The organism is Desulfonatronum lacustre DSM 10312 (assembly GCF_000519265.1).
In the GTDB taxonomy this organism is placed as follows: Bacteria; Desulfobacterota; Desulfovibrionia; order Desulfovibrionales; family Desulfonatronaceae; genus Desulfonatronum; species Desulfonatronum lacustre.
The window spans coordinates 2,276,898-2,299,780 of record NZ_KI912608.1 but is presented as its reverse complement, the minus strand read 5'-3'; the positions used below and the strand labels follow the sequence as shown (position 1 = coordinate 2,299,780).

15 protein-coding genes and 1 tRNA gene are annotated in these 22,883 nt (G+C 60.4%); 8 read left to right on the top strand and 8 right to left on the bottom strand.

What is annotated here, in order from left to right; translation table 11 throughout:
• The first annotated feature begins 50 nt into the window (after positions 1-50).
• Together budA and DESLA_RS0110880 are read left to right on the top strand one after the other, a co-directional pair.
• On the top strand, positions 51-788 hold the full coding sequence (gene budA, locus DESLA_RS0110885; protein ID WP_028572463.1) for an acetolactate decarboxylase: 738 nt from the start codon (positions 51-53) through the stop codon (positions 786-788).
• Between the two features lie 180 nt (positions 789-968).
• A complete protein-coding gene (locus DESLA_RS0110880) occupies positions 969-2,132 on the top strand; it encodes an ABC transporter substrate-binding protein (protein WP_028572462.1) in 1,164 nt (387 codons plus the stop codon).
• Positions 2,133-2,293: 161 nt separating this feature from the next.
• Here DESLA_RS0110880 and DESLA_RS0110875 read toward each other — a convergent pair whose 3' ends face one another.
• From DESLA_RS0110875 to alr, 3 genes are read right to left on the bottom strand one after another with little or no spacing between them, the layout of a single operon-like run.
• A complete protein-coding gene (locus DESLA_RS0110875; protein ID WP_051434602.1) occupies positions 2,294-3,832 on the bottom strand; it encodes a glutamate-cysteine ligase family protein in 1,539 nt (512 codons plus the stop codon).
• Positions 3,829-6,234 (bottom strand): MFS transporter, encoded by a 2,406-nt coding sequence (locus DESLA_RS0110870; protein ID WP_028572460.1) that lies wholly within the window; start codon positions 6,232-6,234, stop codon positions 3,829-3,831. Before DESLA_RS0110870 ends, DESLA_RS0110875 begins: the two co-directional genes overlap by 4 nt.
• Positions 6,235-6,241: 7 nt before the next feature.
• The gene (alr, locus tag DESLA_RS0110865) at positions 6,242-7,396 is read right to left on the bottom strand and encodes an alanine racemase (protein ID WP_156932935.1); all 1,155 of its coding nucleotides are present in this window, start codon (positions 7,394-7,396) and stop codon (positions 6,242-6,244) included.
• A gap of 92 nt (positions 7,397-7,488) precedes the next feature.
• Between alr and DESLA_RS0110860 the strand changes: the two genes are divergently transcribed.
• Positions 7,489-9,540 (top strand): SpoIIE family protein phosphatase, encoded by a 2,052-nt coding sequence (locus tag DESLA_RS0110860; RefSeq protein WP_028572458.1) that lies wholly within the window; start codon positions 7,489-7,491, stop codon positions 9,538-9,540.
• Here DESLA_RS0110860 and DESLA_RS0110855 read toward each other — a convergent pair.
• Positions 9,491-10,699 carry a glycosyltransferase family 4 protein gene (locus DESLA_RS0110855; RefSeq protein ID WP_156932934.1) on the bottom strand — a complete coding sequence of 403 codons (1,209 nt, stop codon included), beginning with the start codon at positions 10,697-10,699 and terminating at the stop codon, positions 9,491-9,493. The genes DESLA_RS0110860 and DESLA_RS0110855 overlap by 50 nt on opposite strands.
• Before the next feature lie 42 nt (positions 10,700-10,741).
• On the opposite strand from DESLA_RS0110855, the gene DESLA_RS20055 reads away from it, so the two are divergent.
• The 3 genes from DESLA_RS20055 (at position 10,742) to DESLA_RS0110835 (ending at position 14,385) form a co-directional block, all read left to right on the top strand.
• Entirely contained in the window at positions 10,742-11,491 is a 750-nt protein-coding gene (locus DESLA_RS20055) for a polysaccharide deacetylase family protein (RefSeq protein ID WP_051434601.1), read from the top strand.
• A gap of 318 nt (positions 11,492-11,809) precedes the next feature.
• Positions 11,810-13,198 carry a deoxyribodipyrimidine photo-lyase gene (locus DESLA_RS0110840; protein WP_028572456.1) on the top strand — a complete coding sequence of 463 codons (1,389 nt, stop codon included), beginning with the start codon at positions 11,810-11,812 and terminating at the stop codon, positions 13,196-13,198.
• Positions 13,199-13,221: 23 nt separating this feature from the next.
• On the top strand, positions 13,222-14,385 hold the full coding sequence (locus DESLA_RS0110835) for an NAD(P)/FAD-dependent oxidoreductase (protein WP_028572455.1): 1,164 nt from the start codon (positions 13,222-13,224) through the stop codon (positions 14,383-14,385).
• Between the two features lie 281 nt (positions 14,386-14,666).
• Here DESLA_RS0110835 and DESLA_RS0110830 read toward each other — a convergent pair whose 3' ends face one another.
• The 3 genes from DESLA_RS0110830 to DESLA_RS21780 all read right to left on the bottom strand — a co-directional run bounded on the left by DESLA_RS0110830 (position 14,667) and on the right by DESLA_RS21780 (position 19,054).
• Positions 14,667-16,475: an N-acetylmuramoyl-L-alanine amidase gene (locus tag DESLA_RS0110830; RefSeq protein ID WP_028572454.1), complete on the bottom strand. Its 1,809-nt coding sequence runs from the start codon at positions 16,473-16,475 to the stop codon at positions 14,667-14,669.
• A 418-nt stretch (positions 16,476-16,893) separates the two neighbouring features.
• Positions 16,894-17,520 (bottom strand): XTP/dITP diphosphatase, encoded by a 627-nt coding sequence (locus tag DESLA_RS0110825; protein ID WP_028572453.1) that lies wholly within the window; start codon positions 17,518-17,520, stop codon positions 16,894-16,896.
• Between the two features lie 88 nt (positions 17,521-17,608).
• A complete protein-coding gene (locus DESLA_RS21780) occupies positions 17,609-19,054 on the bottom strand; it encodes an ATP-binding protein (protein ID WP_156932933.1) in 1,446 nt (481 codons plus the stop codon).
• Positions 19,055-19,197: 143 nt separating this feature from the next.
• Between DESLA_RS21780 and DESLA_RS0110810 the strand changes: the two genes are divergently transcribed.
• A complete protein-coding gene (locus tag DESLA_RS0110810; protein ID WP_028572452.1) occupies positions 19,198-20,271 on the top strand; it encodes a glycosyltransferase in 1,074 nt (357 codons plus the stop codon).
• 43 nt (positions 20,272-20,314) lie between these two features.
• On the opposite strand, the gene DESLA_RS20045 is transcribed toward DESLA_RS0110810, so the two are convergent.
• Positions 20,315-22,207, bottom strand: coding sequence for a protein-disulfide reductase DsbD family protein (locus tag DESLA_RS20045; protein WP_169732619.1), 1,893 nt, complete (start codon positions 22,205-22,207; stop codon positions 20,315-20,317).
• A gap of 142 nt (positions 22,208-22,349) precedes the next feature.
• On the opposite strand from DESLA_RS20045, the gene DESLA_RS0110800 reads away from it, so the two are divergent.
• Positions 22,350-22,425: transfer RNA gene (locus tag DESLA_RS0110800), tRNA-Lys, on the top strand.
• The last annotated feature ends 458 nt before the right edge of the window (positions 22,426-22,883 follow it).

Here is a 22,883-nt window from a genome sequence, read left to right as displayed (position 1 = left end):
CGAGGCTAGACGAATCGGGATAGACGGACGACGACTCGCTGGAGGTCAGCATGACGGAACACTCTCGAGAACCGGAACGGGACACCCTGTACCTTTCCGCTCCGGTGAACGCCCTGGTGGAAGGGATCTACCGCCAGAACACCACCCTGGGCCAGCTCAGGGAACATGGAGATTTCGGGCTGGGGACGTTCAACGATCTGGACGGGGAACTCGTCCTCTTGGGCGGCTCGGCGTTCCAGATCACCGGAGACGGTCGGGTGCACAGGCCTGGGGACGACGTCTTGACGCCCTTTGCCTGCGTCTGTTTTTTCCGGGAACTGACCTTTGAGGAGATCGACTCCGGCTTCACGGATCTGGAGACCCTGTTGGCCCTGCTGGAAAACGAGTTTCCTTCTCCGAACATGATGTACGCCCTGCGGGTGGACGGAGATTTCGAGTTCGTGCGCACCCGGTCCGTGCCCAAGCAGGACCAGTATCGGCCCCTGACCGAGGCGACCAGGGATCAACCCACCTTTGAGATGAGCAATCTCTCCGGAACTCTGGCCGGATTCTTCACTCCGAGGTTCATGTCCTCCCTGAGCGTGCCCGGAGTGCACCTGCACTTCATTTCCGAGGACCGCCAGCGCGGCGGGCACCTCCTCCAATGCCGGGCCGTGCGCGCCCGTATCGGGATTCAGATCCTGCGCAGCCTGCGCATGGACCTGCCCGTGACCCTGGACTACCTGACCGCGGACCTGAGCCGGGACACCACCCAGGCCTTGCACCAGGCGGAAACCGAGCAGGGTTGATGACAAAGACACTCTGACGCTTTCCGGATCGAAATCGCTATCGAAATCGAAATCGAAAGCTTGTCAGAAAACGATTTCGATCTCGATAGCGATTTCGATGACGGATTGACGCGACAAGGGCTGGCAATTCGGCCATCCCTCTGTTTTCCCCTTCACCTCTACGCATCCGGAGGTAGGAATATGCGACGAGTTTGGAGAATTCTTGTTTGCATCGGCATGATCTGCCTTTTAACGTTCGCGACGTCCGCGTCTTGGGCCCAGGACGCGGACACCGCGCCTCGGGACAATAACGGGCAAAAGTGGCGGATCGGTTATCTGGAGGGAGGAGCCTTTCCGGATTATGAGGTGATTTTTCTGAGGATCGTCGCTGGGCTGATGGATCTGGGCTGGATCAAGGCCGCGTCGTTGCCGACGGAGTACGATCCGGATCATCGGCGGACCTGGGAGTGGGTGGCGGACAACATCCAGTCCGATTACCTGGAATTCGTCAAGGACGCTTTTTATACCTCTGAGTTCAATGTTGATTTGCGTCAAGCCACCAAGGCCGAGTTGCTCGGACGGTTGGAACGGGACAAGGATCTGGACTTGATCCTGGCCTTGGGCACCTGGGCCGGACTGGATCTGGCCAATGACCAGCACACCACGGCCACGGTGGTCGCCTCCACCAGTAACCCCCTGGCCTCTGGGATCATCCAGAGCATGGACGATTCCGGCTTTGATCATCTCCACGCCAAGGTCGAACCGGAACGCTACGCCCGGCAGTTGCGGCTGTTCCACGACATCATCGGCTTTACCAGCATGGGGCTGGTCTACGAGGACAGCGTGGAAGGCCGGACCTTCGCGGCCCTGGACGAGGCCGAATTGGTGGCCAAAGAGCGCGGCTTCTCCTTGCACCACTGTTTTGCCCGAAACAATGACGTCACCTTGGAACAGGCCTCCGCGGAAGTTCGGGCCTGCTACGAAGAGTTGGCTCCCCAGGTGGAGGCCCTGTACATCACGGTTCACCGGGGCGAGGGACTGCCCAACCTGCCCAGCCTGCTTCCCCCGCTCCTGGAGCACAACGTGGCCACGTTCGCCATGGCCGGTTCGGAGTTTGTCAGGCACGGCGCTCTGCTGAGTATTGCCCAGGCCGGTTTCGCGTATGTCGGTCGATTTCATGCCGAAACAGTGGCCAAGATCTTCAATGGCGCCAAGCCCCGTGACCTGCCGCAACGCTGGAACGCCCCACCCAAGATCGCCATCAATCTGCGAACGGCGGAAAAGATCGGCTTTGACCCGCCCTTCGACATCCTGGCCGCCGCGGACGAGGTCTACGACCAGATCGAGCCGGTGGGCGGGGAGTAGACCCGCCAACGACCACCGACAACGTGGGATGGTTCACTTGTTTCCAGGAATACTGCTTGACGCTTCCGGGTACGGTTGTTCATGCCCACGCCCGTAGGGGCGACCGGCCGGTCGCCCCTGCTACCTGTGGACAGCGTTTGTCGGGGTTGAGGCTGAGGGAATCAGACCGGAATCACCCGGCGGGTCAGAATCAGCTCGCGCAGGCGCTGTGTCGGCGGGCCGCTGCTTCGCGCAAATCGGGCCAGGGCCCGGTCCGCTCCGGTTTTTCCGGTCCGCAACACCCAGAGCGGATAGGCCAGGGTCCAGGCTTGGTCCGCGGCCAAGGCGTTGCCGGCGATTTCCAGGACAGCCGCGCAGACCCGGCGCAGCGTGATCCCTCCAAACTCTCCGTCCAGGGCACTGCGCACGGCCTGCTCCCGCAGGCCGATCCACTCCGACCAGGCATGGCCGGCCACCAGCCGTTTGGTCCGGTCCAAATCCCGCAACAATCCATATTGCAGCGCACTGGGCGATACGGCTGCCGAGGCGCCGACCTCCTCTCCGGCCAGGTCCAGCAGTTCCTGGTCCGCGAAGGTGGCCCCGGCGGCGCGGCCTTCCAGGTAGCAGTACGCCGTGTGGTCCTGAAAAAAGGTCTCCAGTTGGTCTGGCTGTTCGTCGAGCAGGGCCAGGAAACGCTCCAGTTCCGGCGGTGGGTCGGCAAAAGCGTACCGCAACCGGCAGTCGCCGTACTGGGTGAACTGGTGGTCTTCCAGGTGGCGGATGGAAGGCGTCACGATTTTGGCGTTTCCCGGTCCATAGGGCACGACCCAGCGCGGACCGCCGCGCAAAAAATCCAGCAGGGGCGGATCGCCGGGCGCGAGCAAGGCCTGGCTGATGCTTTTGCCCTGGCCACGATGTTCGGCGAACCACATCTGGGTGTCCGGGCCGAACATCCACGTCAGATAGTCCGCCATATTCCGAAAGGGCCGAACGGGTGCTCGATGCAGCTTGCGGTCGCCGGGCATTCGGGAGCAATCCAACTGGCGCGGCCAGATGGTCAGCCGGTTTTCCTTGTTCGGGGTGAGGACGCCGGCTTCGAACGGACTATTGGCATACAGGGCGATGAAGGCCGGGGCCAGGGCGATCAGGCAATTCAGGCCGCTGACGGCCTGGCTGAAATCCAGCCCCGTGCTGGGGCTGTTCTGGGCCTTGGCGTCGAACCCGGACATATGGTTCCAACCGCGGTGCAGAATCTGGTAGTCGTAGAGGGCCTTGGGCGCCCGGTGCGCGAAGTAGAAGTCCTCGTCCACCACCACGTCGGGATGCTCGCTGAAATTGACCAGCATGGCCCCTTCCCGGGCCAGGGCCGCGCTGACGTCCCGGATTTCCCGGCGGATCATCACGGCCAGGGTGTCGAGGCTGCTTTCTCCGGCGGCCACGGGGCCCAGGGAGCTTTCCAGATTGTTGAAACCGTTGTCTATGGAGTGCACGCCGCGCGGGCTGCGCAAGCCGTATTCCCGCCCGTTGCCGTGCAGGGGCTGCGTGGCCAGGCCCTGGGTCAGGCCCTGGTCCGCGAGGATGTGGGCCAGGTTGGCGAAAAAGCCGCGCACCGGATGGGTCGCGCCGGTGGAGGCATCAGCCGTGGGCATTTCCAGCTCCACGCCCAGACTGAAATGGTCAGTTCCCGTTGCGGCCATGGGCTCACTCTTCCCGTCCATCATCCATCGGACTCCCGCTCCCGGGCCAGCACGAGGAATAGCCCGGACAGGAGCATGTAGCCCAGGCCCAGGACCACGAGCCCCTGGGCAATGCTGACGCCGGACATGAGCAGACCCAGCAGAAGCGGGCCCAGCATCTGACCGAGCTTGTCCATGGCCCGCTGGATGGCCATGGCCTTGCCCGGGCCCAGCTCCTGGGTGGCGCGCGATTTCAGGGCAAAGGCGGTCTGGGCCGAGGAGCCGATGCTGCTGGCCACGCCGAGCAGGAAAATGGCCGCCATCACCGCCATGAAGCCCTGGTGCACGAAGAGCAGGGCCAGGCCCAGCCCCCCGATCAGGCCGCCCACGGCGATGAACGGCATTTTCCGTTCCTGGCGGTCCACGATCTTGCTGATCTGGGGGGCCAAGTAGACCACGGACAGACCATAGATCATCAACACCCGGCCAATGTCCGACTGGTTCACGCCCAGTTGGTCCAGATACAGCGGCGTGGCGAAGAAGAGCAGCCCCACTTGGCAAATGGAAAAGGGGATCACGCAGCAAAAAATCAGGGCAAAGGTGTTCCGGTTGGTCAGGTAGCGCAGCAGGGCCCGCGGTTTGACCAGAACCGTGGGGCCCTGTCCGACCTGGTCCGGAATCCGGCGCATGAACAGGTAAAAGAGGACCAGCGAACAGGTCATCAGCATCGCCCCGACCAGAAACACCGCGTTGAAGCCCATCCGTTCCGCCAAGATTCCGCCCAGGGCCGTACCGCAGATATGTCCGGAAAAAATCCCGGCCACGAAATGGGAACTCCCCTGGGCCCGGGTGGAGGGGGTGGATTGGGTGAAGAGAAAGGTTTGCAGGGACATCCAGGACAGGCCGTAGCCCAGGCCGCAGACCCCGCGGGCCAGAATATACTGCAGGCCGGTTTCGGCCTGGGAGCAGAAAAAGAGCCCCGCGGCCGTGACCAGCACCCCGGCCAGGAACGGTGGCCGCCAGCCCCGGCTGTCCGCTGTCGCCCCGGCAATCAGGGAGGCCAGCAGGGCGCAAAGCATTTCCAGGGAAATGGGCAGCCCGAGAACCATGTCCCTGGGCAGGCCCCACATCGGAGTGTACAGCTCGCGCATTTGCAGCGGCACGAAGGAGACGGGCAGGGCAAAGGCGAACAGGAACGCGAAGGCCGCGAATCGGGCCAGTAACAGGGTGTCCAGGTTCTCCCGTTCCGTGTTGAGGGGGCGGTTTTCTTCGGGACGTTCCTTGATCCGGCTGACCATAAAATAGATCTGCTCCACGATGAACAGCGAGGCGATCAGGGCCACGGTCAGCGAGTCCACCAGGATTTTCCAAAGCACGGCGAGCAGGACGTTGGCGTTTAACGTGGCGCGAAGGCTGCCAACCTGGATGTCCGGGGTCGGTCCCGTCACGGGCAGGACGATGGTCAAGTCGGCGGCGGACAAAAACCACGATGGACGTCCCGTTTCCTCTGCGGCCTGGTCCTGGGCCTGGGCCAGGGGAGCACCTTGCGCGTCGTGCAGAACCAACCTCGTCACTTCCGGATTGTTCTCCAGAATTTCCAACAGGTATTCGTCCATCCGGCTAACCCGTTCCAGGGTGATCCCCCGAGCCAGAACCCGCTCCACCTCCTGGCGCAACAGGTCCAGTTGGGCCTGAACCCGTTCCGTCAGCACGCGGACATGGTTATGGTGGAATTGGTGGGCGCTCAGGCCGGAAAAGGCGAGCTGGGCCAGAATCGTGACCAGCAGCACGCGGACGAAAATCTTCCGGCGCAGGGCGGTCATATCCCCCCCCCGGATCTGGCGCAGGAGCAGGAACAGGGCCAGGGCCGCGGCGGCGGAGATGGCCAGTCCGTAGAATAGGCGCTGCTGCCAAAACAGCCGCACGCCATCGCGGATGTTTTGCTTGGAAAAGGCGAAGACAACGGTTCCGGCCAAAACAGAAGGGCTTTCGCCACCCATCCAGGATTGTCCCGGCCCAAAGAGGGGCATGGCAATTTGATAGGCTTCCGGGGTTTCCCGGGCATCCAGCAGGGGATCGGCCAGGGAAATGGTCTTGCTTTGTGCGCCTGGGGGGAGATCCGGAAACGCCGGGAACTGATCAATGGGACGCAGGCTGTACAAAAAATCGCCGTGCGCGGAATAGACCGCGATATTCGTCAGATCGTCGTAACTCTCCGCGGATCGGGCCAGCAGCTTGTCCATGCCCAGCAGGTTGTCCAGGGGCTTGCCGAAGCGCAACGCGCCCTCCACCTGGCGCTTAAAATCCTTCTGGGGCACGACGTATCGGGCCAGTTCCGAGGCCACGTGGATTTTTTCGAAGGAATTGGCCACCAGCACGATCATGAAAGCCTGGGACAGGAGCAGGATCAGGATCGCGATGAGGGTGATTTTTTGGGTGTCGCGCATGGCCGGTTCAGGATTGCGGATAGATTTTGCGGGCGGCCTGGAGCATCGGGGCGAGCAGTTCCCAGGTAGATCGGCCCAAGGCTTGGCCGACGGTGCGCATGTTCACCGCTTCCCCGGCCAGGAGCACTTCGTCGCCGGGTTGAACCCGGGGGGCATGGCTGACGTCAAGCAGGGATTGGGCCAGGGCCGGTTTGCCGAGCAGCATGGCGGGCCGACCCTGGACCAAAGGCTGGAAATTCCCGGCCAGATCGCCGTGCAGGCCCTGGGTATAGCCGCCGTGGATCACCGCTATCCGTCCGTCGTGGGCCATCCGGTGGGCGCGATGATATCCGACGTGGACGCCGGCCCGGACCGCGCGGACCTGCAAGATCCGCGTGGTCAGCTCGGCAATGGGCCGGGGGCGGTTCGTCCAGGTGTTGGACCGCTCCAGGAAGCCGTAGAACAGCGTGCCCACCCGCAGGGCGTTGAACCGGGTGGAACAAAGTTCGTCGGGAAAGCCCAGCAGGCCGGTGGAGCTTCCAAGGTGGACCATCTGCGGCAGCAGGCCTTGCTCCTCCAAGTGTTCACAGACCACCTCGAAGGCCTTGATCTGGCATCGGGTGGATGCGTTGCTCGCTGCGTCGTCGTGAAAGGTGGAGGACAGATGGCTGTACACGCCCTCGACCCGAACATGGGGCATTTTTGCGAGGTCGGCCATCACCGGCCCGGCCCGGCCCGGGTCGACCCCGAACCGGAACAGGCCGGTATCCACCTTGAGATGCACCGCGACGACCTGGCCGGGACGGGCCCGCAACCGGGCCAGCCGGGCCGCGAACGGCTCATCCGCCACGGTCAGGGTCAGCTCATGCGTCAATGCGTCCTGCAAGTCCGGGTGCAAGGGATCGCTGAAAACGAGGATCGGGCCGGAGAGACCGGCCTGGCGCAGGGCAATGCCTTCCGTGATCGAGCCGACTACCAGCTGATCAACCGCGCACTGCTTGAGCGCCCGGGCGATGGGTATTGCGCCGTGGCCGTACGCGTCGCATTTGACCACGGCCATCAGTTGGACATGGGCCGGAACCCGGGCGCGGACCAGCGCCACGTTGGACCGTAGGCGGTCCAGGTGAATGACGGCGGTCAGGTCCGGGCAGGAAGCAGGCTGGGGCATGGGAGTGGTGGGCAAGAGGGTCGGCTAGGACGGCCGCTTGTGTTGTTGGACGTTCATGTTGTATCGGCCCTCAATCAACCCCGCGTTGCGAGCGTACGGAGACAACAGTGTTTCATTCCCTGAAAACGAAAATTTTCTTGCTGGTCAGCGTCATTCTGGCCCTGGTGGCCGTGTTCGTCCTCTACTTCACCGACCGGGACGTGAAGCAGGCCATGTTCGAGGCGGAACAGCGCAGCGCCCGCAACGTGCTGGAACTGGTGGAACTGAACATCCAAAGCGGATACCGGGATCTGGTGCGCAGCCGGGTGGACGCGGTCAACGCCCACCGCCGCGCCCTGCGCGGCTTGACCATGGTCGCACGAACCACGCTGGACGAGATATTTACCATGTCCGACCTGTCGGGGGAAGCCCGCGCCAGGGCTGAATCCCGAGCCCTGGACTGGTTGAGCCGCCCTCGTCTGGCCGAGGAGGGGGAGTTCATCGTTTTCGATGCCCAAGGCACACTTCTGGCTCACTCGGATCCGGACGCCCGAGGCGGTGACTTGAACCTGCTCCGGGATATCAAGGGCAGTCCGATGGCTGAAGCCGTGAACTCGGAAGCGCGGCGTCTGGGCGAGATTTCCAGCATGTTTTATTGGACCTGGACCGGGCACGGCCAGCCGATAAAGAAATTCGGGTGGTTTGTCCATTATCCCCCCACGGATTGGATCATCGGCGCTGCCGTGGACATCGATGAGTTGGAGCAGGAAGGTGAGCGCAAGTTGGAGGAACTGCTGAACAACCTGCGGGCCAATTTCAGCAAGATCCGGATTGCCCAGTCGGGTTCCGTGATCCTGTTCAACGCCCAGGGCGAAGTGCTCATCGGGCCGGAGGATAACAACTTAGATCCGGGCACGGCCATCAACGCCCTGACCGGCAAGCCGCTGTTGGATGAGCTGAAGGGCTTGGCTGCGGCCAGGGATCGCTTATCCATGCGCTTTGTACCGCAAGCTGCGGACGCCGCGGGCCATATCCGCGAGCAGGAAGTCTTTTGCGGCTATTTCCGGGCCTTGGGCTGGTATGTCGCGGCCCTGACCTACGTGGACGAGGTGGAGGCGCCGGCCCGGAACCTCGTGGCCAGGTTGTCCGGGATCATCCTGGCAGTGCTTCTGGCCGGGCTGGTGTTAGGGTTGGTGTTGGCCGGGCGGATCGCCAAGCCGTTGAACGCCCTGGCGGACTACGCCAAGGCCCTGCCGGAAACCGATTTCACGGCCCAGGAGGTTCAGGACCAATCCGCGGCCATTCGCCATTTGCCTCAACGACACAAGGACGAAGTGGGGCGTCTGGCCACGGCCTTGATGTTCATGGAAGGGTCGCTGCGCGAGAACATCAGGTCGCTCATCGAAACCACGGCGGCCAACGAGCGGATCGAAGGCGAGCTGAACGTGGCCCGGGAAATCCAGCTCGGGCTGCTGCCCAAGACTTTTCCACCCTTTCCCGAGCGCCGGGAGTTCGATCTGTTCGCCACGCTGAAGTCCGCCAAGGAAGTCGGCGGGGATCTCTACGATTTCTTCTTCATGGACGAGGACCACATTTGTTTTGCCGTGGGCGACGTCTCGGGCAAGGGCGTGCCCGCGGCCCTGTTCATGGCCATCACCCGAACCCTGCTGCGCACCGCTGGTGCCAGGGATCGCGATCCCGGCCCAATCATGGAAATCATGAACAACGACCTGGCCCCGGATAATCCCAATTCCATGTTCGTGACCCTGTTCGTTGGCGTTCTGAACACCCGCACCGGGCGGTTGCTTTTCGCCAATGGCGGGCACAACAAGCCGGTGATTAAAAACCATGACGGGGTGCGCTTTCTGGAAGGCCGGAGCGGTCCCATGGTCGGTGCCGTGGAGGACATCCCCTACAATACCTTGGAAATTGACCTGGCCCCTGGCGAGATGATTTTTCTGTACACGGACGGGATCACCGAGGCCATGGACGAGGAACTGGCCGTGTATTCGGACGAGCGCCTGCTGACCACGATGGAGGCCGCTCCCATTGTCTCCGCGGAACAGACCATCCAGGTCGTGTTGGAGGACGTGGCCCTGCATGTGGGCGCGGCCCAGCAATCCGACGACATCACCGCGCTCTGCCTGCGCTTCGCCGGACCGGGAGGTGGGCAGGGGTAAGATCTTGCAACCTGATCATTTCGGTATGCGGTGTCCCCCCCCGAACCTGTCTGGCGGCTTGGGCATACGATGCCAGAGTCTTTTGCATGGTCTGGTCCAGGGTTCCTTGCTCACGGAGCAGGGTATGACCATTTTCCGCCAGCTTGGCCCGCAGGCTGGGATTGTCCGCAAGGAGTTCAATTTGCCCCGCGAGATCATCCGGGTTGGCCGGTTCGGTCAGCAGACCTGTTTGGTCGTGCCGGACCCGTTCCGGAATGCCGCCGACATTTGTCGCCACGACCGCTGTTCGGCAGGCCATGGCTTCGGCAATGGCCAAGCCCTGAGCTTCATAGCGTGAAGGTTGGACAAAGATGTCCAGGGCGCAGAGAACTTCTGGAATATCCTCGCGAAAGTCCAGATGCACGATCGGATTGGTCGGATCAAGGCTGCCGCAGCATTGTCGAATGGTCTCCTGAATTTCCGCGAGAACCGAGCGTGCATCATTGGTGGGCGAGCCGACCATGACAAACCTGCAGTCGGTTCTTTTGGCCAGGATCATTTTTGCGGCTTGCAGAAAAAGATGATGCCCTTTTTCAGGGCGCAGCATGGAGACCATCCCCACCAGTATTTGATCGTCCTTGATCTGTAATGCATCCCGAAACCGCTGCCTGTCATAATCAGGATGAAATTTTACAACATCAACGCCGTCCGGGATGATGTCGATCCTGTCCGGGGCGAAGCCAAACTCGGAAATCAGGGTGCGTTGGAGAATCGTGGTTGGACAGATGATCCGGTGGCAGAAAAGGCGATAGCTCAAGCGCGTGGAAACTTTTTGGCGGCCGCTGACATGAATGTTCTGCATGCGCACAGTGGGCCGACCGCATAGTTTCATGGAAGCGCACAGATAGGCGTCCACGCCGGTATGAATGTTGACAACATCCGGGTCGAACATCCGGGCAATACGACGCAGACTTAACGCCGCCCCAATATTATGCCGTTTGCGCATCCGCAAAGCCCGCACGGGCAGGCCCCTGCCGCGGCCGACGATGTAAAGCTGAGAGTCCGGTTCACAGACCAAAAGAACTTCATGGCCGTTATGGACCAACCACTCCATTTCCGTAAGCAACCGGGATTCCTTGCCCCCCCAGTTACGTCCGGCATTCACATGTAAAATACGCACAATCTTTAACCTCTTTGAATGCCCAATCCCTGGGCATGGCCCATGAACAAAAACTATACCTCACTCAACCGGATGCGCGATGTTTTTCAAAACGGCGTTCCGGTTCTGACCTATCATCAGATCCGCTCTTGTCCATGGAAAGCCCGTATCCGAGGACTTTACGTCAGTCCGAGAGTACTCAACCGTCAGCTCGCGGAACTGAGGACCGCAGGATTTTCTTTTGTGGACCTGCCTGCCTCGTTTGCCCCGGACAATGCCCAAAAAAACGCCGTCCTGACCTTTGACGACGGCTATTCCAATGTTTTGGAGAATGCCGCCCCGATTCTCAAACGGCATCAGGCCCCGGCCATGCTCTATATCGTGGCCGGGATGCTCGGCAAGACCAATGTTTGGGATACTGTCCATGGGGAAGTCGTCGGTTCCTTGATGAACAAAGAACAGATCCGGGAGTGGCTGGACCAAGGCTTCAGGATCGGCTCGCACACCATGACCCATCCCCATCTGCCCGCAATCCCGCGCCGCCAAGCCATGCAGGAAATTGACGGCTCGCGCAAGATGCTTGAAGATACTTTTCAGGTCCCGGTACTGTCCTTTTGTTATCCATATGGAGAGGTTACGCCTCAGATTGTCGAATGTGTCCGGCAGGCGGGATACCAGACCGCAGTCACCTTGGATCCGGGAGTGAACGGTCACGGCCAAGACCCATTCCTGATCAAGAGGTTCGGGGTTCGCAGGCCGATGAATCCACTGAAACGACTTTCGCGGCTGATGCGTGGCAAAGAGATTGATTAATCGTAACTACTCAGTACATTTTGTGTCCGATCTTGCTCCGGCAATCGGTGTCGGGGTCGGTATCGGAGTCGGAATCGAACAGGAAGAATTTAGAACGCATCCCAGCGTTTTCGATCCCGATCCCGATCCCGATTCCGACCCCGGCAACAGAATTCCTCTGTGCTGAGTAGTTACGATTAATCAACCTCGGGGAAGGATCTGACAACCTCCTCAAGGCTTGTGGGCTCAACCTTTGTTACCGGCGACGAACCCAGGGTGAGGCGTTGGCTTTGCTTGCGTGGGGCGCACTTCTTGAATCAAGCTTGGAGGCATTGAATCATGAGCCGGACTCAAAGAGTCCATCCCGCCCGCGTCACGGGGCTCAACCAGATCACCGAGACCCCAGGCGGCCCGGTCGTCTACTGGATGAGCCGGGATCAGCGGGTCCGGGACAATTGGGCCTTGCTCTTCGCCGCGAACCTGGCCCTGGAGCGCGAGGTCCCGCTGGTCGTGGTCTTTTGCCTGTCGCCTTCCTTTCTGGGGGCGACCATTCGCCAGTACGGATTCATGCTCAACGGCCTAACCGAGGTGGAAGCGAACCTGCGCCGCCGCGGTATCCCTTTCGTACTCCGGCTGGGGGATGTTCCTCTGATTCTGCTGGACATGCTTCGTGGGTTCAATGCCCGTGTCCTGGTCACGGATTTCGATCCGTTGCGTGTCAAACGGGCTTGGAAACAGGACGTACTGGCGAATCTGACCATTCCGTTCTTTGAAGTGGATGCCCATAACATCGTGCCCTGCCGGGAGGTCTCCCCAAAGCAGGAGTACGCGGCCCGGACCCTCCGTCCCAAGATTCACCGCAAGCTGGATGAGTTTCTGACGCCGTTTCCCGAGGTTCCCGCCTTCCCCGCGCCACCCTCGGCGGATGCCTTCAACAAGGCCACGGACTGGGGCGCTGTCAGAAAGCGTCTCCAGGTGAACAGCGACGTGGCGGAAGTGGATTGGCTCCGCCCGGGCGAACGCGGTGGGGAGGAGGTGTTCCGGAAATTTCTGGAGCATCGTCTGGACGCGTACTCCCAACGTAACGACCCCAACGCTCCGGTGCTCTCCAACCTGTCCCCTTACCTGCATTTCGGCCAGATATCGGCCCAGCGCGTCGCGTGGGAGGTGTTGCGCTCATCGGCATCCACCGAGTCCAGAGAAGCCTTTCTGGAGGAACTGATCGTCCGCCGGGAATTGGCGGACAATTTTTGCTGGTATAACCAAGCCTATGACCGGGTGGAAGGTTTTCCGGACTGGGCCCGGAAAACCTTGGACAAGCATCGCGCGGACAAGCGGGATTACATCTACGATCTTCATACTTTCGAAACCGGTGCCACCCATGATCCGCTCTGGAACGCGGCCCAGCGGGAAATGACCGAGACCGGAAAGATGCACGGCTACATGCGCATGTACTGGGCCAAGAAAATCCTGGAGTGGACCCCGTCCCCGGAGGAGGCCGTGAAGATCGCCATCCTGCTCAACGACACCTACGAACTGGACGGACGGGATCCCAACGGTTACGCCGGTATTGCCTGGAGCATCGGAGGCGTGCATGATCGGCCCTGGTTCGAGCGGTCGATTTTCGGACAGATCCGCTACATGAGCGCTACCGGCTGCGCCCGTAAGTTCGATGTTCCGGAATACATCCGCCGGTTTTCTCCTGAGAATGAAACCGTGATCCCGTGAAGAACCGACGAGCACCTTGAGCCATGCCCAAACTTCTCCTGGCCGGAGCCGGCCACGCGCACATGGCCGTGATGGCCGCCATTCCGGAGCTGGTGGCCAAAGGTCATCAGGTAACCGCCATCGGTCCCGGAGAGCGCCACTACTACTCCGGCATGGGGCCGGGCATGCTCGGAGGGACCTACCAGCCGGAGGAAATCAGTTTTCCGGTGCGCGACATGGTGGAAAGTCGGGGCGGAGTCTTTATCCAAGACAAGGTCGCGCGCATTGACCCGGCCCGTCACGTGGTGATTCTGGATTCCGGCCACGAAGAGCCCTATGACGTGCTGAGCTGCAACCTGGGCAGCTTCGTCCCTCAGGGGGTGGTCGCTTGCGACAATCAGGATGGGGCGAATGGACCGGGGGCGGCCGTTGCATCACGGTCCGTTTTCCCGGCCAAACCCATTGAACAACTCTGGAAAGCCCGCCAACGCGTCCATGAACTGACCCGTGATCATTCGATCCGGGTGGGAGTGTGCGGCGGCGGTCCGGCGGCCCTGGAAATCGCCGGCAACGCCTGGTCCGCGGGCAGGGAAAACGGGGGCAACGGCTGCGTCGTGCAACTGTTTACCGGTGGCAAACTGCTCAGGAACATGCCGGAAAGAGTTTGCCGTCTGGCCGGAAAGGTCCTGCGCAAACGGGGAATCGAGGTCGTGGAGGGGAGCTACGTGCGGTCCGTGCAATCCGGAGAAATCCATCTGGAAAACGGAAAGCGGTATGTCCAGGACGTGATTTTTTTGGCCCTGGGGGTCCGGCCTTCGCCGGTCTTTCGGGCGTCCGGCCTGGAGGTGAGCGAGGACGGCGGACTGCTGGTTGACCAATGCCTGCAAAGCCTTTCCCACCCGGACATTTTCGGCGGAGGCGACTGCATAACCTTTGTGCCCAGACCGCTGGACAAGGTGGGCGTCTATGCCGTGCGTCAGAATCCCGTGCTGCTGCACAACCTCCAGGCCCACCTGGAAGGACGTTCTCTGAAAGCCTTTGATCCGGGTGGAGCCTACCTGTTGATCTTCAACATCGGTGGGGGGCAAGGCATCCTGTACAAAAGCGGCGTCGCCTTCGGCGGACGCGCGCCCTTTTGGATCAAGGACTTTATCGACCGAAAATTCATCAAGAAGTTCCTCCCAAACGCTCCCTCCGAAACGCACTGAACAATATTTGTAACTATTCAGGACAGCTTGGGTAGAGCCTCATCCCGAGGCTGGATTCCCGCTTTCGCGGGAAAGACGTTTTTTTCAATGCCGTTCCCGAGTCAGTCATACCGCGAAGGCGGGCGCGTTACCGCTATCCAGGCCGCATTGACCCGGATGAGCTGAGTCGTTACCAATATTTCAACTTCGCAAAAAAAAGCCCTGCGGTGTGATGAACACGCCGCAGGGCCTTTTCGTTGTTTCAGGAAAAGCAATAGCGGGTTTGGCGGAGGTTCCACGAACTACAATTTCGCGTGCCGCTCAATGTGATCGCGGTAAGCCAGGACCCCTTGTAGAAGGTTCGTGGCCAGGGTCCGCAGATAGGCGTCGGTATTCAGGAGCCGGGCTTCTTCCCGGTTGGTCAAGTAGCCCATTTCAATCAGCACCGCCGGCATTTTGGCACCCATCAGCACATAGAACGGGGCTTCCCGTATGCCTCGGTCCGCGAGTTTGGGATGGGTGCGGCGCATGCCATTGATGGTGTTTCCGTGAATCTTGGTGGCCAGTTCCCGCGACTCGGTAATCTTGGAATTGAGCATCAGATCCGTCAAAATCAGCTGCAAATCGCTGATTTTTTTTGAGGACACCGCGTTCTCCCTGGCCGCCACCCGCACGGCATCCTGGTTCCTGGCCAAGTTCAGTGAATAAATTTCGAATCCCTTCATGTTCGGGTTCGGATGAGCGTTGGCGTGGATGGACAGGAACAGGTCCGCCTTTTGGGCGTTGGCCATGGCCGTGCGCTCCTCCAAGGGAATGAAAACGTCCGTGGTCCGGGTGTACAGGACCCGAAATCCTTTTTCCTCCAGCATCCGTCCCAGAATTCTGGACATGCGGAGATTGATGTCTTTTTCCTTTAATCCGTGAGCCACGGCTCCTGGATCTTTTCCTCCATGTCCGGGGTCGATCATGATCGTGCTGACCGTCAGCCCCAGCTGTTCGATCAGACTGCCCGTCACGTCTTCAGAGCGGGGGGAGACTTGCGGACGAGGTTGACCTGCGGCAGACGCTTGCGGAGCCCGCGCGCCAGCCAAGACTTTGGATTTGGCCCCGCTGATGTCGACCACGATCCGGAACGGGCCTTCCAGGGTAAAGACGCGAAAGTCCTCCAGGCGCTGAATGTCCAGCACCACCCGGCTGACCTGGGGCTGATTCTGACCGGTACGCACTTGACGCAAAATACCGTCGGCCACATGGAGTTGGGCCGGGGCTTCCGGCCCCAGAACCGTCCCTTGCAGGTCGATCAGCAGCCGATGAGGCGTCCCCAGATCCGGATCGGGGTTGAGCAGGCGATGGCTGTAGGCGACCTCGGAATTCACATCCAACACCACACGGGTGTACTCGTCGCTGCTCCAGTAGCGTACCTGGGTCAAGCGTGCGCCGTCGGGGTCCGGACCGGCGGAGCGCGAAGGCGAAGTAACCGGGCCGCTCAAGGATGCCTGGACTGCGGGCTCGGTCGTCCGGGCGGAGGAAGAGGTGGGGACCGTGGCCGCGACCGCGCTGCCCGGCCCGGCCCCGGATGCGTTGACCTTGGCCAGGAATGTCGAGTCCAACTCGCGGAGCATGGCCTGAGCTTGCGGGGCCATGTCGCCCTTGGAGTGATTGTGGACGATGGACAGCAGGTCGATGTACGCTTGGGCCGAATCATTCAGGTGTTCCAGATGAATTTTGGCCTTGCGCAGCAGGGCGTCGTCCGCCCAGGTATGGTTGGCGAACCGCAGGGCGACCCGCCCATAGTAGTCCGCGGCCTGAGAAAAATCCGAAGCCTGACCGAAGCGCAACCCCATTTCCTCGTGGACCCGACCAAGATAGAATAATGCCTTGGGCGCCTCGGGTCCTTCCGGGGCTTTTTGAAAAGCGCTGTTGAACATGTTGCGCGCGGCCAGCCACGCGTTGCGGTTCTGGGCTTGGCCCGGCTCCTTGAGCAGGCGCTGAAATTCGTTCCAAGCGCTGGTGTAGTCGCGCTCGGCGCTGGCATGGCCGAAGGTTGGCAGCGGCCCACCACACGACAAGAATAAAACGAAAAACAGTATCCAGAGATGGCGTATCGGCATGGGCGCCTCGGCGTGTCTGAAGAGATTCTGATGTAAGATCGGGGTTGTGAAACGGGCCGCGACAACGAATCGTTGCAGGACCGGGACTCGGAATGGCGGCAAGAAAAGCTGCAAAGATGCCGGGAAGGACCGCCAATGGCAGTCGCGCACTTCAAAGTGACCATCATTAGCCCTGAAGTCAAGGGGTTACCGGGCCTCCTGCAGGGCTAATTTGATTTCGGCTCATACACGTTATCTGGTCGGTATCCAAATCGAAATCATGATTGAAATCGGTTTCTGACAACTTTCCGATTTAGAGAGCGATTTTAATTTCGACGTATGCTGGTGCCCCATGGGGATGCACTTTGAACATCAAGCTGTCTAATGTTCTCGTATTATGAAGATGTTACAGAGTGCAAATCTGCCCTGGGGCCTCCTGCTAGCCCTTCGAGCCCTTGCCCTGAATTGCGCGGATGAAGTCTGGCCAGGCGTCGGCCAAGCGGCGCAGGGCCGCGGCCCTGTGGCTGCGTTTGTTTTTTTCGGTCGGTTCCAGTTGGGCGGACGTCAGGCTGAGTTCCTCGTCGAAAAACAGCGGATCATAGCCAAAGCCGTTCCGGCCTTGAGGGGAGATCGCGATCCTGCCGGACCATGTCCCTCTGGCCAGCAATTCCTTGCCGCCCATCACCGGGGCATGGACCGCGATCACGCTGACGAAACGAGCCCCTCGGTCCTCCCAGGGAATTCCTTCCAGCCGGGACAACAACAGGGCGTTGTTCGTCTCATCCGTGGCGTCAGGGCCACTGAACCGGGCTGAATACACACCCGGCGCATCCGCCAGGGCGTCCACTTCCAGACCGGAGTCGTCCGCCAAGGACGTCAGTCCTGTCAACCGGGCCACGGCCCTAGCCTTTATCAAGGCGTTCTCCTCGAACGTCTCGCCTGTTTCCGGAATTTCGCCAATTTCCGGAAAGGCGTCCATGGTCAGCACCCGCACGTCGAATTTCTCCAACAATGCAGCGATTTCTGTGGCTTTGCCCTTATTTTTCGTGGCAATGATCAGTTCCAACTCTCTTCCCCTCTCACGGTATTTTCACGTTCCATTCACAATCTCCGCCCCAACTCTTGACACCCCCCACCGCCCACGGTCTCCTGACTCAGGCCCCTTTCACTCCCGCCTCCGCGCTTCGGATCTTGGGCAGACGCAACGTGGCCGTGGTTCCCGTCTCCCGACTGCTTTCCAGGTGCAGTTCTCCACCCAGGTCGATCACGATCTTCCGGGTCATCGCCAATTCCAGGCTAGTGAACGGATTGAAGGGATGATCCAGAACATCGCTGGGCAGGCCGTGCCCAGTGTCGGCGACCTCCAAGACAACGTTGTCCCGGCCTTCTCGGACGGAAATCCGCAGTTCACCGCCGGAAGGCATGGTGGATACGGCGTTTTTGATCAAATTTTTCAGACACTGCCGGACCATTTCCGGATCCGTGACAATGGAGGGGGTCGTTTCGGTCAGATCCAGTCGAGCACGGATGTTCGGGGCAAGGATGGATGCGTCCAGGGAGCGCGCCACCTCTTTTACCAACATGTCGATCCGCACCGGGCTCATGGTCAGTTCCAGGGGACGCGAAAAATTGATGAATGTCCGTAAGATGTCGTCCAGCCGCTTGGATTCGCTGAGGATGATCCTGAGCTTTTGCATACTGGTGTCGTCCAGCCCCGGCGCTCGAACCAGGGTATTGGCAAAGCCGCCGATGGCGAAAAGCGGGTTGCGGATTTCATGGGCGATGTACGTGGAAAACTCGCCGATGGCGGCGTATTTCTCCGCGGCCTGCAGCCGGTGGACCATGGTGGAAAGGTTGTGCCCCAATTCGCTGAGTTCATCCGAGCCCTGAATGCCGAAGTCCTCGGAATAATTTCCCCGGCGAATCGCCTGACTGACCCGGGACAGCTTGCCGATGCGGTCCAGCAGGTGCGTGCGCAAATAAAACAAAACGCAGGCCAACAGCGCCGCCAGCCCGCCGAAAGCCATCAGCCCGCCGTACATCTGCATGGTCCGGAGCTGGGAGAAGTCCTCGTGCATGTCTTGAAACTCGAACAACGCGCCGAGGGTCGGTTGACTTGCGCCGTGACAATGGTGGCATTCCGGACTGTTGGTGATGCTCCTGACGCGCAGGTAGTAGGGACGATCCCGCAGTTCCAAAAGCATGCCCGAGTCCATCCCCTCGGTCAGACTGACGTCGAGCATGTCACGGACCTCAGAATGGTCGTACAGGTCAAGCAGGTCGCGTCTCAGGGTTTCGGGTTCCGTGGAATACGTGATGTTGCCGCGGAAATCCGTCAGGTAGATCCGGATGTCCTCGTACAAATCCGAGGCTATACGAAATTGCTCATGGGTCCCGGGATTGTCGCCTCGGCGCATCGGGCCGTCGATGGCCATGCTCAGCAATTCGGAAACGCGCAGGCCCAGGCGGTCGATCTGGTGAATGGTGATCTTTTGTTTCCAGTAGTAATTGGCCGCGAAAAGGCCGAAAAACACCAAACAGGTCACCAGGGAAATCAATCCCAGAATTTTCACCCCGAGGGAGATTCGAGGTCGTCTCACGGCGGGCTCCTTGGGATTCTTGTCCGGACTTTACCCAAAATTATATTCGGATATTCCCGGCATAATCGGGCTTGACCTTTGTTTCAACCACCGGCATGTCCTTCGGACCTTTACGCCATTTTGCCAAGAATTCAAGAATTGCCATGATTTCCGTTCTTCTGCCCGTCCACAACGCCGCCGCTACCTTGCCGGATGCGCTGGACAGTCTGCTGCGTCAATCCTTCACGGACCTGGAAATTATCGCGGTGGACGACGGTTCCGACGACCGTCCAGAGGACGGCCCTCGCGGAACCCCAGGCGGCCCCGAACCTCCTGATGCGCCGGAAACGTCCGCCACCCGAGCCGTCCTTCAGGAATATGCCCGGAACGACCGTCGCGTGCGGGTGCTGGGAATCAAGCACGGAGGGATCGTTCAGGCCCTGAATCACGGGCTGACCGCCGCGGGCGGCGAGTACATTGCGCGCATGGACGCCGATGACGTAAGCCATCCGGAGCGACTCCAAAAACAGGTCGACTTCCTGCGGCAAAATCCGGACGTCGGCCTCGTCGCCTGCCGGGCCGCGTTCGGCGGGAGCGCGGAACATGCCGGAGGGTACAAACGACATTTGGACTGGACCAACACTCTGCTGACCCAGGAACGGATCAGCTTGGGCCGGTTCCGCGAATCCCCCCTGGTCCATCCCACCGTACTGTTCCGCAAGGAACTGGTTCACCGGTTCGGCGTCTATCGGGACGGGCCGTTTCCCGAAGACTATGAACTCTGGCTGCGCTGGCTGAGCCTCGGCGTGCGCATGGCCAAGCTACCCGAGACGTTTTACGTCTGGAACGACCCTCCGCATCGCCTTTCCCGGACCCACCCTCGCTACGGCGTCCGGGAATTCTACGCCGTCAAGGCCGCTTATCTGGCAAAATGGCTGGCGAAGCATAATCCGCATCATCCCCGCATCATGGTCATGGGCGCGGGCCGAATCACTCGCCGTCGGGCGGAAATGCTTTTGGATCACGGCGTGGAGATCACCGCCTGGCTGGACATCGATCCGTGCAAGATCAATCGTCGCGTGGCCGGTCGTCCCGTCATCCACCGCGACGAGGCTCCTTCTCCGGGACGGGCCTTTCTGGTTTCCTACGTCGCCGGGCACGGCGGGGCCGAAGACATCGAGCACTTCCTGCGCGGGCGGGGATACCTTCCGGGTCGCGACTATCTGTTGGCGGCGTAAGGCCGGGCGCTTCACCCAACCCCGACCAGGTCGTCGCTCCTCATTACGGGTCAAAGGCCGACTCCAGGGCCTGCTCCAGTTGTCCCAAGGTGAAGAGATCCCGGAGAATCATCGGACGCTCCGCCGATTCGCCGTGATCAAAGATTGCCACCAGGGGGATGCTTTGGCTGCCCAGGCCGCGCAACAGGGCCATTCCGTCCGGATTGTCATGGGTCAGGTCCACTTTGACCAGGCGCAGGCCGTACTTGTCCTGAAACGGGGCGAGATTGCCCGGAGTGAGCACGGTTTTTTCCAGAAACTTGCAATTCGGGCACCATTCCGCGGTAAATTCCACGAGCATCCGGTCCGTGCCCAGAGCCTGGACGTACAATTCCGAGGAAAACGGCTCCCAATCGCTGGACACGGGCTTGGCGGTCAAGGCCCAGCCTCCCGCGGCCAGCACCAGAACCAAGGCCCCGGCCCGTATCGACCAGCGTCGTAAGGCCGAATGCGACAGATTCGTCCATCCACCCCAAATCCAGGAGGCCATGCCCGTGGCCCAGAACAAGATAAGCACGGGGAACAGGAATTCACCGGGCAGAAAGGTCAACAGGTAAATGCAGGTGGCCAGAAGCAAAAACCCCAGGGCCTTTTCCAGGTAGAGCGTCCAGTTGCCGGGTCTGGGCAGGAAGCGGACCAGATTGGGAAAGAAACTGACTACGAAGTATGGCGTGGCCATGCCCAGACCCACGCAGAAGAACACCCCGGCCACCACCAGCGGCGGCTGGACCAGGGTCCAGGCCAGGACTCCGCCCAAAAACGGCCCACTGCACGGAGTGGCCAAAAGCGTGGCCAACATCCCCGTGAAATACGCCTGTCCCTCGCTGGACAGGGAGGATTCCCCCTTGCGACCCATCTTCAGATCGATCACCGGAAGATTGAAGACGCCGAACAGACTCAGGCTCAAAGCCAGTAAAAGCGTGGCCAGGACGATGACCGTGGTCGGGCTTTGAAATATCTGGCCCCAGACCATCCCGGTCAGGGAGAGCAGAAACGCCAGAATCATGAAAAACGTCAAAATGCCCAAGGCGAAGAGCTGGTTGTGATCCCGGAACGCCTTGCGCTGGCTTTCCATATCCCCGGAGGACGCATCCGGAATCAGACCGCGCAGCTTCAGGCTGACCACGGGCAGCACGCAGGGAGTCAAGTTCAGGATCAATCCCCCGAGTAGGGCCAGCAGCAAGGCTTTGCCCAAGCCGCGAACCTCCAACCCGGGCTGAAAGGAAACGGGTTCAAGCCGCTCCGGAGCGAATTCGATGAGCGCCGACTCCGTGACCGGAGCGCTTGCGGAACCGGGCCGAACGAACGGGGTCGTCGTGGCTCCAGGGGCCGCCGTCAACAGCCGTTCGGTCCAGTCCGGTTCATCCTCCGAAACGTGACGCGTTCGCTTCAGAAGGTCCGCGACCTCATGATCTTCGCGCAGATCAATGGGCCAGCAACTGCGATCCGAGCACAACAACATCCGCAGGTGGACATGAAGAACGTCGCGTTCCCGCAAAACCTCCTCGCCGGGTAAAACGACGAAAAGCGGAGTGGCCTCCTTGAAGGCCTCCACCATCACACCGGGCTCCAGGCTGTCCTCGATCACGACGCCCGGAGGATACAGCACGCGCAGATATTCCTCGCCCGGCGCGAGCATGGCCTGCAACGTGGTTGGCATGCCGGTGGCACCGGGCTCGTGCCCGTAAGCGTACCAGCCCGGTGCCGGAGTCACCCAATACACCCCCACCGTCGCGCCCGCGGGCAATAGGCCAAAATCCTCATCCAGCACATACGTCTCCAGCCTGGACGAATACGGTGCCGGAGCCGCGTCACCGCGAGCCAATCGCTCCCAAGGGCCGATCCCGGCCCCTAGGGCGATCCCAAGACCGATCAACAGCAGGTAAGAACCAAACAACCATGCCCGTCCCGAAACGAACCTGCCTCGTTCCATACTTTCCGCTTGATGCCTCAAAAAAATACGCTTCATTCAAATCCGCCTTGACAAGGTACATGAGTGAGGTCTATAGGTGCTGTCTTGCCGCGAGCGGCACGTCCCTGGGTCACTAGCTCAACTGGCAGAGCAGCGGACTCTTAATCCGGAGGTTCAAGGTTCGATTCCTTGGTGACCCACCAGAACAATCAAAGGCTTACGATGAAAATCGTAAGCCTTTTTTTGTGCGCTTCTTTGGAATGGTCATTTTTTCCTCGCTGCTATCCCACTTTTTTCGGGCAAAGGGTTGTCCCGTGTTTTTCGGGTAAAAGGTTTTTCCGCTTTTGTCCTGCTTTCCTATGCCATGACGGAAGGGTGCAAGACAAGGCGAAAAAAATGCCCGTCAAACGCCTGCCCTTCCTCCCTTTTGTCTAAAAAATGCTTATTCGACGGATGAGTAGGAATCGGAAAACGCCTGTTTTTCCTCACAAACAAAGGCGTTACGTGATCAGTCATGTTTGCGTTGTATCAGTATTGTGCCACTTGGTCGCGGGTGTTGCGCCAATTTCGCCGGCAGTGCCAACATTGCCAGAAAATTCAAAGGGGTTGGATGATCGCATCATCCAACCCCTTTTTTGATCAGCTTTGCCGCTTCTTTGTT

What these genes read in the sequence shown, in the direction of transcription:
- DESLA_RS0110840 (WP_028572456.1), top strand. Translation starts at nt 11,810, where the DNA reads ATGAGCCGGACTCAAAGAGTCCATCCCGCCCGCGTCACGGGGCTCAAC.
- DESLA_RS0110875 (WP_051434602.1), bottom strand. Translation starts at nt 3,832, where the DNA reads ATGATGGACGGGAAGAGTGAGCCCATGGCCGCAACGGGAACTGACCAT.
- DESLA_RS0110835 (WP_028572455.1), top strand. Translation starts at nt 13,222, where the DNA reads ATGCCCAAACTTCTCCTGGCCGGAGCCGGCCACGCGCACATGGCCGTG.
- DESLA_RS0110830 (WP_028572454.1), bottom strand. Translation starts at nt 16,475, where the DNA reads ATGCCGATACGCCATCTCTGGATACTGTTTTTCGTTTTATTCTTGTCG.
- DESLA_RS0110870 (WP_028572460.1), bottom strand. Translation starts at nt 6,234, where the DNA reads ATGCGCGACACCCAAAAAATCACCCTCATCGCGATCCTGATCCTGCTC.
- DESLA_RS0110880 (WP_028572462.1), top strand. Translation starts at nt 969, where the DNA reads ATGCGACGAGTTTGGAGAATTCTTGTTTGCATCGGCATGATCTGCCTT.
- budA (WP_028572463.1), top strand. Translation starts at nt 51, where the DNA reads ATGACGGAACACTCTCGAGAACCGGAACGGGACACCCTGTACCTTTCC.
- DESLA_RS20055 (WP_051434601.1), top strand. Translation starts at nt 10,742, where the DNA reads ATGAACAAAAACTATACCTCACTCAACCGGATGCGCGATGTTTTTCAA.
- DESLA_RS0110810 (WP_028572452.1), top strand. Translation starts at nt 19,198, where the DNA reads ATGATTTCCGTTCTTCTGCCCGTCCACAACGCCGCCGCTACCTTGCCG.